Annotated in this window: 8 protein-coding genes; 1 reads left to right on the top strand and 7 read right to left on the bottom strand. The window is 62.5% G+C overall.

The genetic code is table 11. The annotated features are described in order from the left end of the window. Positions 1-331: 331 nt before the first annotated feature. A complete protein-coding gene (parC, locus tag ACFOW7_RS14675) occupies positions 332-2,632 on the top strand; it encodes a DNA topoisomerase IV subunit A (protein WP_378165569.1) in 2,301 nt (766 codons plus the stop codon). Positions 2,633-2,726: 94 nt separating this feature from the next. Here the strand turns inward: parC and ACFOW7_RS14670 are convergent, their stop codons facing one another. From ACFOW7_RS14670 to ACFOW7_RS14640, 7 genes are all read right to left on the bottom strand, one after another. After that, a complete protein-coding gene (locus ACFOW7_RS14670; RefSeq protein WP_378165567.1) occupies positions 2,727-3,086 on the bottom strand; it encodes a hypothetical protein in 360 nt (119 codons plus the stop codon). 608 nt (positions 3,087-3,694) lie between these two features. Further along, positions 3,695-4,144, bottom strand: coding sequence for a hypothetical protein (locus tag ACFOW7_RS14665; protein WP_378165565.1), 450 nt, complete (start codon positions 4,142-4,144; stop codon positions 3,695-3,697). Positions 4,145-4,480: 336 nt separating this feature from the next. Further along, positions 4,481-5,818, bottom strand: a complete 1,338-nt coding sequence (gene creD, locus ACFOW7_RS14660; protein WP_378165563.1) for a cell envelope integrity protein CreD — start codon at positions 5,816-5,818, stop codon at positions 4,481-4,483. Positions 5,819-6,035: 217 nt separating this feature from the next. Next, the gene (locus ACFOW7_RS14655) at positions 6,036-9,545 is read right to left on the bottom strand and encodes an indolepyruvate ferredoxin oxidoreductase family protein (RefSeq protein ID WP_378165561.1); all 3,510 of its coding nucleotides are present in this window, start codon (positions 9,543-9,545) and stop codon (positions 6,036-6,038) included. 291 nt (positions 9,546-9,836) lie between these two features. Next, a complete protein-coding gene (locus ACFOW7_RS14650; protein ID WP_378165559.1) occupies positions 9,837-10,478 on the bottom strand; it encodes a TetR/AcrR family transcriptional regulator in 642 nt (213 codons plus the stop codon). Between the two features lie 257 nt (positions 10,479-10,735). Next, complete coding sequence (locus ACFOW7_RS14645) at positions 10,736-12,151, bottom strand: OmpP1/FadL family transporter (protein ID WP_378165556.1); 1,416 nt, start codon at positions 12,149-12,151, stop codon at positions 10,736-10,738. 74 nt (positions 12,152-12,225) lie between these two features. Then, positions 12,226-14,217: a neutral/alkaline ceramidase gene (locus tag ACFOW7_RS14640; RefSeq protein WP_378165553.1), complete on the bottom strand. Its 1,992-nt coding sequence runs from the start codon at positions 14,215-14,217 to the stop codon at positions 12,226-12,228. Between the last annotated feature and the right edge of the window lie 130 nt (positions 14,218-14,347).

The following is a 14,347-nucleotide window of genomic DNA, read 5'->3' as shown; positions in this document are numbered from 1 at the left end:
TGACACCATTGTCGTCATCTTGCGCGGCGACCGTCCGGAAGAAATTGCGTACAGACGGTTTCCCAAATCGACTCAGGGGCGCTATTCTTGGTGAACGATGTTTCACCGAACTATCCAGCCATCAAAGCAAGCTATGCAATTTACGCATGGATATTTCGATTACATATCAAGCCTGTATCTTGCATTTACCCTATATAGGCATTCCCAAAACACATAGCAGAGTTGCACCGCCAGTCCCCGGCCGTTTGCTGGCTGCCGGCAGGCTGGTTTCGCTGGCGTGTCTGTGCCATCATCGCGCCGCCTTTCGTCATCCAAGAATTTCCTTCGCCTCATGACTGACGCGCCGTCCCCTGCTCTTCCCGCCGATTTTTCCGCCAGCGACAGTGTGCCGCTGGGTCAATATGCCGAACGGGCCTATCTCGAATACGCCGTCTCGGTGGTCAAGGGCCGAGCCCTGCCCGATGTCTGCGACGGGCAGAAACCGGTGCAGCGGCGCATTCTCTACGCCATGCACGAGATGGGGCTGGGCGCCAGTGCCAAGCCGGTCAAATCGGCGCGTGTGGTCGGTGAGGTGCTGGGTAAATTCCATCCGCACGGCGACGCCTCGGCCTACGATGCCATGGTGCGACTGGCACAGGATTTCTCGCTGCGCTATCCGCTGGTCGACGGCCACGGCAATTTCGGCTCACGCGACGGCGACGGTGCCGCGGCCATGCGCTACACCGAAGCCCGTCTGACCCCGATTGCCTCGCTGCTGCTGGCGGAAATCGACCGTGGCACGGTCGACCTCAAACCCAATTACGACGGCTCGTTCGAGGAACCGACCCTGCTGCCGGCCCGGCTACCCATGCTGTTGCTCAACGGCGCCTCGGGAATCGCAGTCGGCATGGCCACCGAAATCCCATCGCACAATCTGCGCGAAATCGCCGAAGCCGCCATTGCCCTGATCAAGAAGCCCACGCTGCCGCTCGCCGATCTGATGGCGTATGTGGCCGGCCCCGACTTTCCCGGCGGCGGGCAGATCATCTCGGCACCCAAGGACATTCTGGCCGCCTATGAATCGGGTCGCGGCACGCTCACGGTGCGGGCCCGCTGGAAGATCGAGGAACTGGCACGTGGTCAGTGGCAGGCCGTGGTGTACGAGCTGCCACCGCATACCTCGTCGCAGCGGGTGCTCGAAGAAATCGAGGATCTGACCAATCCCAAGATCAAGAAGGGCAAGAAGGCGCTAACCCAGGAGCAGACCCAGCTCAAGCAGTTGCTGCTGAGCCAGCTCGACACGGTCCGCGACGAATCGGGCAAGGACGTGGCGGTGCGGCTGGTGTTCGAGCCCAAGTCCTCGCGCCAGAGCCCCGACGAATTCATGAATATGCTGCTCACCCACACCAGCCTCGAAGGTTCGAGCAGCATCAACCTGGTGGCGATCGGACTCGACGGCCGGCCGCAGCAGAAATCGCTGCGCCAGTTGCTCAGCGAATGGATCGCCTACCGCTTCACCACCGTGCGCCGCCGTGTCCGTCATCGGCTGGGCGAGGTGGACGACCGTATCCATATTCTCGAAGGCCGCCTGACGGTCTTTCTGCATATCGATGAAGTGATCCGCATCATCCGCGAATCGGATGAACCCAAGGCCGCGCTGATCGAGGCTTTCCAACTGAGCGAACGGCAGGCCGACGATATTCTGGAAATCCGCCTGCGCCAGCTGGCCCGGCTCGAAGGGATCAAGATCGAGCAGGAACTGGCCAAGCTGCGCGACGAGAAAGCCGAGCTGGAACATCTGCTCGGCCACGACGATGCGCTGCAAAAGCTGTTGATCAAGGAAATCCGCGACGACGCCAAAACCTATGGCGATGCACGTCGGACGCTGATCGAAGCGAGCGAAAAGGCCAGCATCGCTGTCACGGTGGTGGACGAGCCGCTTACCGTGCTGCTGTCGCAGAAGGGCTGGATCCGCAGCCGCAGCGGCCATGGCATCGAATTGCAGAATCTCGGTTTCAAGGAAGGCGACACCCTGCTCGCCGCGCTTGAATGCCGCAGCGTCGATACGCTGGCGCTGCTGGGCTCGGATGGCCGGGTGTACAACCTGCTCGCCGGCAATCTGCCGGGCGGACGCGGCGATGGGGTACCGGTAGCCTCGCTGATCGATATCAGCCCCAAGAGCCGGATCGTACAGATCCTGACCGGCACTCCCGAACAGCAACTGCTGGTGGCGGGCAGCTCGGGTTACGGCTTCTATTGCGAATTCAAGGATCTGCTGACCCGGCAAAAGGCCGGCAAGGCTTTTGTCAGTCTCGAAACCGGCGAAACCCTGCTGCGGCTGACCCCGTTTGTTTCACGTGAAACGAGTGTGGTGGCCTGTCTGTCGAGTGCCAACCGGCTGCATATCTTCCCGCTGGCCGAATTCAAGTCGCTCAGCGGCGGCCGGGGCGTGATCACCATGGCGCTCGATGAAGGCGAAACCCTGCTCGATATCACGGTCAGCGATGGCGACAGCCTGGTGATCAACGGTACCGGTCGCGGTGGCAAGCCGCAGACGCTGACGCTCGACGCCAACGATATGGCGCCCTATCTCGGCAAACGGGCCAAGAAGGGCAAACCACTGGTGGCCAGTCTCAAGTTCGCCGGGTTTTAAGAGGGAAGCCGGTCTCTCCCCTTGTCTCCGGAAAGATCTCACCCAGCAACAAAAACGCCGCTCAATAGAGCGGCGTTTTTTTCAGGGTCGGCCATCAGTGGCTACGGTAGGCCGCCACTATGCGCGGTGGCTGATAGAGACGGGCGGCGGTCTGGCACAGCGCCTCAGCGTCGATCGATTCGCGGGTCTTGAGGGCGCCGTCCTTGACGCAGAACAGGGCCGAGAAGCCGGGGTCGTTTTCGATGATCGAGACCAGTTGGTTGGGCGACGAAGCGGCGTGGCCCAAGCGGATCGATTCGAGCCGGGGAAAACGTGCTCTCGATTTAAGCCACGACAGCAGGGTGATACAGACAAAACGCAAACCGGACGGTCCGATCCGGTTTTCCGCCGAAACCAGCGAGGGCGGCAGTTCACCGCGATGAATATAGATGGCCATTTCTTCGACCAGCATCATGATTGTCATTCCTGTATTGTCATCAAGCTAAATAAATAAGCCGCCATGGATAAGTTCCTGCGGCTGCATCGGCGCTTCAGTCAGCCCGATGCCTTCTCTGATCAACTTATATCGACCGCTGCCACACAGCGCGCGTTTTCCGACGAAGCAGCAAAATATTCCACCGAACGTCGTGTCGGAGACAGCTTGAGCCCCTGCATGCCCCAAACGCGACCGTGCCTGCTACGGCACGGACAGCGATATAAATGATTTCAAAACGCTTAGCAAGGCAATACCACTATTTAAAGGTGGAATTCCGATCAAATATCCGACCATCATTTACTGCAGCAAATAACCGGGGAAATCCATTGAATAGACTTTTTATTCGTCATAAGAAATTGTCCTGAAAAAGCCCTTCTTCTCCTCCCTCCGTAAACGGACCCTCCCTTAGTTCCGTCGCCTACCTGCCAGCACCGCTCCAGATGGCCACACCCGCTGTCGGCCAACCGTTTTCCCTCAACAACGGCGGCAGACCGGCGCACAGCAGCAACAGCCGGCAGCGCCGGGGCGACATAACCCCCCATATCGATCACGCTTAAAGGTCCGCTCAGCGTTTGTTCACCCCTCTTTCATTCCGGTTGGTGGCCGGTGAACGACCAGGGATGCGTCGGAACGGCAGAGAAAGTGCCGGTGCCATCGATCGTGGCGACCCAGGCGGCAAGATCGCGAAATCTCGGGTTGAGCCAGGGCGAACGGCGCGGTTGGGCAAAGTCGTACAGCCAGACAGCCGGTTCGCCTCGACTGTCGGCAGCAAAGCAGGCCAGCAGTTTCTGCTGGCCGGTTTCCAGCAGCGCAAACGGCACCCAGGCTTCATCGGGCAGATGGCGACGCAGCGCCACACCACAGTCAACGAATAGCCGGCTTTGCACACTGAGCAACCACCACGGCTCCAGTTTCGCCCCGCCTGATGCCAGCAGCGCCCGGTAGCCCGGCGGAAACACAAAACCCAGCGGCAACAGCGCCTGGGCCAGGATCGGATATTTCATCGTGCTTTGGCGGTAATCGATGGCACGGCGCATGGAACAAGCCTCCGGGTTCCGATCAGAAAAAACGCCACTCCGAAAAGTGGCGTCACCAGGTCTACCAAATCATTTCACCACAATAAGAAGTACTGCTGCGGACTCGACCGGACAGGGAGAAAACGGTCTTGAAGCGATTCGACAAGCTGCTCCGATAACTGCTATCCACGATATTTCTCACGCTATTTGATGTCATGGAAACTGCCGCGTCGGCTCCGGCCGCTGCGCTCAAGCCTGGAGCACTGCGGGCGCGAGCTCCACCCGGGCGTCCTCGACGGGCGCTGCGCAGGCCGTCAGCAGCAGACAGGCAAGGAAGAGCAGAAACTTGGTCATGGCTCAGTGCTCCTCCTGGACCTTGGCCGGTTCGAGTCGGTACCAGTCGAGCTTGCGGGTCAGCATCATCACGGCAGTCAGCACCCCGAACAGCAGCAGCGAACCGAGCAGCAGGGCATGGTCTTCCGAACATAGGAGGGCGAACAACAGGCCGTACAGCACCGCAAGTTGCCCCGCGAAGGCCAGACCACGCATCAGGCTGCCCAGGGCATAGCGGGCGTAGATCCCGTTTTGCAGCACACAGGCTGCCGCCGCCACCAGGTAGGCGTAGACAAACGGAAAATGCTCGGACAGCGACAACAGCAGCAGGAAGAACAGCGCCAGTGACAGCCCGACCAGCCCGTATTGCACCGGGTGGATCGCCACCCGCTTCAACACTTCGGTCAGAAAGAAGGTGCAGAAGGTCAGAAACACAAACAGAAAGCCGTATTTCACCGCCCGATCGGTCTGGGCATAGGCGTCGATCGGATCGATCAGCTTGACGCCCAGCTGGGTTGCGTTGAATTCATTGCATTCGCCGGCCAGACACTGGTCGAAACGCTCGCGCATATTGCTGGCGAACCACGAGGTGCGCCAACGGGCGCTGAAGCCGGCATCGCTCATGCGCCGCTCTTCCGGCAGGAAGCCCCCGATGAAGTTGGGATGCGGCCAGGGCGAATTGAGCGACATTTCGGTATCGCGGCCGACCGGCAGCAGCTTGAAGCTCTCCATGCCGTCGAGCGACAGGCGGAAGCTGAACGGCACGGTCTGCGCCGCGCCATCGCTCTGCGGCAGCATGGCACGGATGCCCCCGCCAAGCGGCTTGAAATTGGTACCCGGCATAAAGGGCGACGTTGCGCTGCCCCATTGCAGCACCGGGCTGGTCTTGATGCCGCGCACATCGCGGATGCCGATGGCCAGATACGGCTGGCCCCATTCGATCTGTCCGCTCTGGACGCCCTGCACCAGGCTGTCGCGGCTGGGAATCTCGAACAGACCGGTCAGCTTCACCTCGGCGCCGTAAAGACGGACCGGGTAGATGCCGAGCTGGCGGGTAAAGGTCGACAGCGTGCCGCCCGCCGCCAGTTTGCTTGGCAGGATGGCGGTATGGCGCCGACGCCATTCCTCGCGCACGCCGCCTTCGCGGTCCTTGACCGTTTCGAGCTGACGGTAGGGCAGCACCAGCACCGGCCCCGCCAGCACCTGCTCTCCCGCCGCCCCTTCGGCCACATTGCGCACCGCCTGCTCGCGCTGCATGCCGCGCTGATCGACCACGCCACCGACCATCGCCAGCGGAATCAGCAGCAGCAGCGCCAACACCCCGACCGCGACCAGCTTCCATATCACCGACTTGCCCATCATGTCCTCCGCACTGGAATTCGATAAGCCAGTGTGGCGGGGCCAAATGAGAAGACGATGCGCTTTCGATGAAGTTATAAGAAGTCAGGCAAAAAAAACGCCTCCGTGGAAGGAGGCGTCAGGAGCAGTTAAAACTTGATAACCTTCGATCAGGCAGGGCAATTTGCCAATACAGGTATTGCTTTGCGCCGATCTGAAAAGCAGCTTAGTTCGTGTCGGCCTACAAGCGGATCACCTGCTTGATCGGCGCAGCCACGGCGACGGACGGGTTCTGGTACTGCTTGAGCTTGTCGTCCCACTGCTTGCGGATGCTGGCATAGCTCGACAGTTTCAGATGACCGTAGCCGCGGATCTGCTGGCTCAGGTTGACGATCTCGGCCGCCAGCGGCAGCCGCTCGGCGTTGAGTGTCGCGAGCAGCGTATCGAGCGAGCTTTCGAATTCACCGATCAGGCGCCGCTCGACCTTGCGGTCTTCGGCATAGCCAAACGGATCGAGCGCCGTGCCGCGCAGGCCCTTCATCTTGGCCAGCAGCCTGAAACCGCCCATCATCCACGAGCCGAACGAGAATTTGCGCGTCTGCCCCTTGTCGGCCAGCCATTGCAACCAGGTCGGGCCGAGACTGAAACGCAGCGTGTAGTCGCCCTCGAACTGCTCGGCCAGCTGCTTGTGGAATTCGCCGTCGGTATAGAGCCGCGCCACTTCGTACTCGTCCTTGTAGGCCAGCACCTTGAAGTAGCTGCGCGCCACGGCCCAGCCCAGCAGCTCCGACTCGGGCGCTGCGCGATGCTCGGCGGCACGGACACGCTCGACCAGATCCTGATAGCGCTTGGCCAGCGCCGCATCCTGATACTGGGTCAGATCGGCGACGCGGCGGGCGACGAATTCGTCCAGCGTCTGGTTGGCCAGCTTGATCGAGGCGCGCACTTCGGGGAAGGCCACCTTCTCGACCCGCAGCCGGTCCACCGCGGCATGGCGGCCCCAGACAAACGCCTGCTGGTTCATTTCGACGGCGGCGCCATTGAGCCGGATCGCCTCCATGATCGCCTCGGACGACACCGGGATCAGCCCCTTCTGCCAGGCATAGCCCAACATGAACATATTGGTGGCGATCGAGTCGCCCATCAGCGATGTGGCGATCTGGGTAGCATCGACCAGGTCGAAATGGTCGGCGCCCACGGCATCCCGCACCGAATCGGCCATCGAACGGGCCGGGAACTTCATATCGGGGTTCTTAGTGATATCGCCCGTGGCCGCCTCGTAGCCATTGATCACGGCATGGGTGAAACCGTGCCGCATCTTGGCCAGACAGTCGTTGGTGGCCGACACCACCAGATCGCAGCCGAGCACCACATTGGCGTCGCCCGCCGCGATCCGCACCGCATAGAGCCGCTGCTGATCGGCGCCGAAGCGGATATGGGTCGTGACCGCCCCGCCCTTCTGGGCCAGACCGGTCTGGTCGAGCACGGTGCAGCCGATATTGTCGATCCGCGCCGCCACCCCCAGCACACCACCGATCGTCACGACGCCGGTGCCGCCCACGCCGGTGACCAGAATGCCCCAGGCATGGTCGAGCCGCGGCAGTTGTGGCAGGGGCAACTCGGGCAACGCCTTGAACGCCTCGCTACCGGTGCGCGAGCGCTTGGGCTTGGCATTGCCTTCGAGCGTGACAAAGCTCGGGCAGTAGCCCTTGAGGCAGGAGAAGTCCTTATTGCAGGAACTCTGATCGATCTTGCGCTTGCGCCCGAATTCGGTCTCGGCGGGGATCACCGACAGGCAGTTGGACTGCTTGGAGCAGTCGCCGCAGCCTTCACACACGCGTTCATTGATAAATACCCGGCGCGGCGGATCGATCATCTTGCCGCGCTTGCGGCGCCGACGCTTCTCGGCGGCACAGGTCTGCTCGTGGATCAGAATGGTGACGCCCTGGATCTCGCGCAGTTCGCGCTGCACCTGGTCGAGCTTTTCGCGCGGATAGACCTCGATTCCGCCCGCCAGACCCTGCATGGTCTTGTATTTTTCCGGGTCGTCCGAGGTGATGACGATCTTGTTGACGCCTTCGGCTTCGAGCTGGCGCGTCAACATCGGCACCGTCAGCGTGCCATCGACCGACTGGCCGCCCGTCATGGCAACGGCGTCGTTATACAGCAGCTTGTAGGTGATATTGAGCTTGGCCGCGACGGCGGCGCGGATCGCCAGAATGCCCGAATGGAAATAGGTGCCGTCGCCCAGATTGACGAACACATGCTTGGTCTCGGTAAACGGCTGGATACCGACCCAGGTCACGCCCTCGCCGCCCATCTGCGAGAACATCTTGGTGCCGGGCTGGATCCACATCGCCATATAGTGGCAACCGATACCGGCGAGCGCGAGCGAGCCTTCGGGCAGTTTGGTCGAGGTATTGTGCGGGCAGCCCGAGCAGAAATACGGCTGGCGGGCGATAATCTCGCGCGGTTTCTTCAGCGCGTTTTCCTTGTCGTCGAGGAAACGCAGCCGCTCTTCGATCACCGGGCTGGTATAGAAACGGGCGATCCGGGCGGCGATCACCTTGGCGATCATGGCCGGGGTCAGTTCGCCGGCGGCCGGCAGCAGCCAGTTGCCTTCAGGCATCGACCATTCGCCTTTTTCGTCGAATTTGCCGATCACGCGTGGCCGCACGTCTTCGCGCCAGTTATACAGTTGTTCCTTGAGCTGGTATTCGATGACCTGGCGTTTTTCCTCGATCACCAGCACTTCATCGAGCCCTTCGGCGAAGGCGTGCACGCCTTCCGATTCGAGCGGCCAGGTCATGCCGACCTTGAAGATGCGCAGACCGATATCGGCAGCGAGCCGCTCGTCGATACCGAGGTCTTCGAGCGCCTGCATCACATCGAGATAACTCTTGCCGGCCGTGATAATGCCAAGACGCGGCTTCGGGCTGTCGACCACCACCCGGTTGAGCCGGTTGGCGCGGGCGTAGGCGAGCGCGGCATAGAGTTTGTGGTGCAGCAGCCGCTCTTCCACCACCAGCGGCGGATCGGGCCAGCGGATATTGAGCCCTTCGGGCGGCAGCGCGAAATCGAGCGGAAGCTTGACCTCGACCCGACCCGGGTCGACATCGACGATGGCCGAGCTTTCCACCGTGTCAGAGATCGCTTTCATCGCCACCCAGCAGCCCGAGTAGCGGCTCAGCGCCCAGCCATGGACGCCGTAATCGAGGAATTCCTGCACCCCGGCCGGATTGAGCACCGGGATCATAAAGGCATCGAACACATGGTCGGTCTGGTGCGGCAGCGTCGACGACTTGGCGGCGTGGTCGTCGCCTGCGATCAGCAGCACCCCGCCGTATTTGGACGAACCGGCCGCATTGCCATGGCGCAGCACATCACCCGAGCGATCGACGCCCGGGCCCTTGCCGTACCACATCGAGAACACGCCATCGTATTTAGCGCCGGGAAACAGACCTACCTGCTGCGAACCCCAGACGGCGGTGGCACCCAGGTCTTCGTTGACGCCGGGTTGGAACACGATATGGTGGGGTTCGAGGAATTTGCGCGCCCGCATCAGCTCCTGGTCAAGGCCGCCCAGGGGCGAACCGCGATAACCCGAGATAAAGCCCGCGGTATTGAGGCCGGCGGCCAGATCGCGCTGATGTTGCAACATGGGCAGGCGTACCAGGGCCTGCGTGCCGGTCATGAAGACGCGACCGGATTCGAGCGCGTACTTGTCGTCCAGGGAAACGGGAATTCCCATTACTGTCTCCTTTCTTCGATGGCGGCCGTCGCTCTGTCGGCAACGGTCGAAGCCTGTGCCACCTCTGCTTTTGGCATGGCAGCACGGGTTGGCGGCGCGCATTGTATGCGCTTTTCTGAGCATAAGCTCGGAGTTTCCTGGGCCGGGGCGAAAAGGTCCGGACAATTCCGCGTCGATACAACAGCGGGGTGGCGGAGATCGCTGGAACGATCGTCCGACAATACTTGTTTTATTTTTATTTTTTATTTATTTACCGCATCAATCCTAGCAGTCAATTCTTCATAATTTTTTCTATTTAGACTCCTTTTCCATCGCGCCGATACCGTACAGCAGTGCCAGCAAGGACTGCTCGACCAGGGTTTCCAGCGGTTGCCACTCGACCCAGGGCTCGTCGGCCAGCACCAGCCGCAGCGAAATGGCGCCGTGCATGGCACTCCAGAACATCTGCAACAACAGGTCGGGGTCGCGCACCGTAATCGCCGGGCTGCTGTCGGCCAGCGCCGCGAACAGCTGGCGGGCAAAGGCGTAGGCGTCCTGGTCGGGATTGCCCCGTTCGGCGGCCGATTCCTCGACCGCGATCGGTGGCGGCGGATTGATAAAGATGCGGTAGTAATGGCCCGGCTGCTGGCGGGCAAACGCCACCAGACTGCGGCCAAGCCCGAGTACCCGCTCGGGCAGGCTGGCATCGGCCCGGTCGCCGGCGCCGAGCGCCTGGGTCAGGCCGGCGAAATCCTCGTCGGTGACGGCCCGCAGCAGCTCGTTCTTGTCGGCGAACAGCTTGTAGATGATGGTGGTGGAATAGCCGATACGGCCCGCAACGGCGCGCAAGGTGACGGCATCGCAGCCGCCTTCGCCATACAGCGCGCGCGCGGCGTCGATAATGCGGGGACGCAAGGCTTCGCGCTCGCGTTGACGTTCTATATGCCTGGTCATGGGATGGGGCGGCAGGTGAATCGTCCGGACAACATCGCCCATCGTACGCATTCGGCGTCGCAAGGTCATGCCGCGCTGCACGATGGCGCAGGCGACGCCGGCGCATCGCCCACGCAGGGCAACCTGGGGATTATCCTCACTCTCCTGCGGAACACCCGAGCCATATCGGCCGGACAGCCCAATCAATCGGGCCATCCAGCCGACCGTTTCTCCGGCTTATCGCAGGAAAACAACTGCAAATGACGCCGGGGCCACACTTAGAACCAGCGTCGATACTGCACGCTGAGCGCATAGATGGTGGTGTCGAAACGGCCACGCACGCGGAACTGTTGCTCCGCAGCAAAGAATGGATAGTCGGCGCGATTATAGGCGGTATCGGTGTAATCAACCGGGGCATCCTTCATCTTGCCCCAAGCAAGCCCTAGATCGAGCCGGCCGCGCCGGTCGTGGTTCCAGCCGAGGCCGGCCGCCAGCCAGACCCGGTCGCTGTCGGGCGTGCCGGGACTGCGCCAGGTGGCCGAGCGGACCGGGCTTTGATCGAACGCCACCCCCACACGCCAGCGCCACTGCTCGCTCTCGACCCGGGTCAGGCCCAGTGCCAGCCGGTGGGTATCGCGCCAGCGCTGCACCTGAACCTGATCGGGCGTGTTGTCGACTCGGGCGCGCAGCTCGTCGAAACGGCTCCAGCCGCGATGGAGCCAGTCGGCCTGGAGCGACCAGCCCGGTGCCAGCGGGGCGTCGAGCGCCACGCCAAGGCTCCACGGCAATTTGAAGTCGGCCCGGGCATGCTGGGTTTCGCTCTCGAGCGACATGCCAAGCCCTGCCGCCAACTGGCTGTACAGCGTCGGAATCTCGACCCGATAGCTGCCCTTGAGCTTGGGCGTCACGGCCGAGCGGACCGTGATGCCGAACTTGAGTCCCTGGGCATTCTGATAATGCAGGCCCGCATCGGCCCCGAAGCCCCAGCCATCGCCGCGCAGGGTGGCCAGCCCATCGAGCACCGGCACGGCCGTACCGGTCAGCCCGGCCCCGATCATCGCTTCGTAATGAAAATCGAGCGCCTTGGTGACCTTGGCATTGACCCGGATCGCATCGAGCCCCAGGCCCAATGCCCAGTGCTGGTTGAGTTTGATCGCCAGCGCCGGATTGAGCGCCAGCGCCGCCATTTCGGTATCGATCGCGCTGTAGCGGCCGGCCCAGTCGGGCGAGAAGCGGGTTTCGGCACCAAACGGTGCGTAGAGGCCGAAACCGAAGCTCAGTTGCTCGTTGAGCGGCTGGACATGGAAGAACTGCGGTGCCACCCCACCACGACCACCCTGCCCACCATCGCTGCCGCCGACCGACAAAGGCGCCCCAATCGGCAGACCGCCCGGCGCCTCGGTGCCGATCCGGCCGCTGGCCCGATCGACCAGCCAGGTCTCGGACGCTTCGGTTTTAAAGCGCGCCGACAGATCGATATAGCTGGCGCCCAACTGCCATTGCGGCCCGAGCCGGACCAGTCCGGCCGGGTTGTAGTAAACGGTGGCGGCATCCTCGGCCGTGGCGGCGGCACCGGCGTAGGCATTGCCGAGTCCGGCGGCGCTCTGTTCATGGATGGCGAAACCGCCGGCGCAGGCCGGCAGGGTAGCCAGGGCCAGCGCCACGGGGGCTATCAGGACACGGGGGTGCGGCATCGGTGGTTCTCCTCGTTGTTGTTGTCAGCGGGGCCGGCCGGCCCCGCAGCGCTGTCAGCGCGTTTCACGTGAAACTAATCGACCCGGAAGGTCCGGCTGGTGCCGCTGAAGCCATGGATACGGCCGGTCCAGCCATTCTTGTAATCGCCGTAGTGAACGATGCGGTATTGCCCCGGTGTCGCATCGGCCGGAATGCGCCAGTCGATCCGGGCCTGCGAGGTGCCCCATACCGGGTCGATCCGCACCCAGCGATAGACCGTCTGCCAGTCGTCGTCGCTGGCCACGCGGCGCCAGCCGGCGCCATCCCAGCGCTCGACCGACAGAAAGGTGCCGCCGCGGCGCAGATTGTTTTTCGGGTGAGCGCTCCAGAACCAGACCGAGGCCAGATCGCCGCGCCGATAGGCCACCGCCGCGTCACGCTCGACCTGGCCGAACGATTTGCCGATCGGTGTGTTATCGAGCACCACCCCGGTTTGCAGGCTGATCTGCTCATTGGCCAGATTGCGCGGGGTCGGCCCCGGATCGACCGTCCGTCCATCGCGCAGCGCCACGGCCAGATCGTGGAACTGCTGGCGATAGGCCGGCAGCGTCCAGCGGCCGAAATGGGTCGAGCCGCCTTCATAGTGCTGGGCGTCGTACTCCTCGGGCGTGGTGACATAACCGGCGTAGGCATTGGCATAACCGGCAAACGCCACCCGTTCGAGCGGCAGGCCCAGAACGCCTGCGACGGTTTCGCGGATACGGCGGCCGGCCATGATGGTGAATTCAGCAGGTGCCGCCACGATGGCGAAATCGCCGATCCGCAGCAGCGACAGCGGCAGGACTTCGGGGGTCCACGGATAGGGCTGCTGCAAGCCGGTCGGGATCAACACGGGCTTGGGTGCCTGGCAATCGGCCAGCCAGCGCGGTGTGTCGAAGATCACCCCGCCCAGCCGGGCCAGGAAGGGGTTATTGCTCAGATTGCCTTCCTCAAAGCCACCCGGTCCGCGGCCATCCTCGGTACCGGCGGCAAAGGCGCGGCCCAGGGCGGCGACGCAGGTGGGACGCTGCTGGCCATCGGCGAATTCGGGCCGCACCAGCACCCGGCTCATATCGACATATTGCTGCCGGTAATCGATCGTGCCGCGCAAGGGCGTGATGGCGGACTGGAGCAGATCGAGCGCCTTGAGCGCCTGGCGCTGGCCGATCTGGCGGGTGTTCTCGTACTCGTCGTAGGTCGGGCCGTTACCGTTGAGAAACAGATTCGGCGTCATATCGCCGGCATTGCCCTGGGCAAAGGCAGCGACATAGCCGGTCTGGCCGAGCCGGCCAAACACCTGCTGCTCGACGTACTGGGCGGCATAGCCCTTGTTGTCGCCCGAGATCAGCGGGTTATTCATATGCATCGATACGCCGTGGGTGGAGAACCAGTTGATCATCCCCACATCGCGGCCACCCTGGCGAAAGCGCAGCACCAGCATGCTCGGGTCGATCGCGCTGCGCCAACGCGAGCGCTCGGCCGGCGGATTGCGCTCATAGGCCAGCAGCGAGCGATTGGCGCTGGCGTCATGGAGTTCGCCATGGTGGAACAGGATCTCACCCGGCTTGAGATCGGCGTCGGCCGCCACGACGGCCTCGACGATGCCCTCGACGGCCGCGTCGAAGGTGGCACGGTTAAAGCCCCAGGTGGTGAGGTTATACAGCGCGTAATGGGAGAAGCCACCCGGTCCGGCATGGGTATGGGTAGCGGCCAGCACCAGATTGTGGCGGTTGTAGCGGTCGCCAAAGCGGGCCTGGAGTTTGGCCAGTACCGCCTGATGAACGCCCTGGAACACCATTCCCAGATCAGTATTCACAAACGCCACTCGGCGACCGCTTGCCTCGTCGCGCACCACAAAGGCGCGCGCCCATTGCCGCATATGGATGCCGGCGGTTTTCTGCTCCAGGCTGGCATAACCCATCATGCCCACTTCGGCCGCCTCACCGGTGATATCGGCCTTGGCCCGTCCAACCCAGAAAGCCGCTTCGGCGGTGCCGGCGCTCAGCGCCAGCAGAACGGCGGCTGTCACCATCGCTTGCTTTGCCATGCTGTATCTCCTCTTGTGGTTGTAAAAACAAAGTTATCGATACGCCGAACGCAAAGTCAACCTGCTCGAAATCATTGATTCGACGGAGGAAAAGCGCTGTTGCATTGTTGCCGTGCAACAAACTCGCGCC

It is taken from the genome of Chitinimonas lacunae (assembly GCF_042650885.1).
Taxonomy (GTDB): Bacteria; Pseudomonadota; Gammaproteobacteria; order Burkholderiales; family Chitinimonadaceae; genus Chitinimonas_A; species Chitinimonas_A lacunae.
This window is presented reverse-complemented; position numbering and strand designations above follow the sequence as displayed.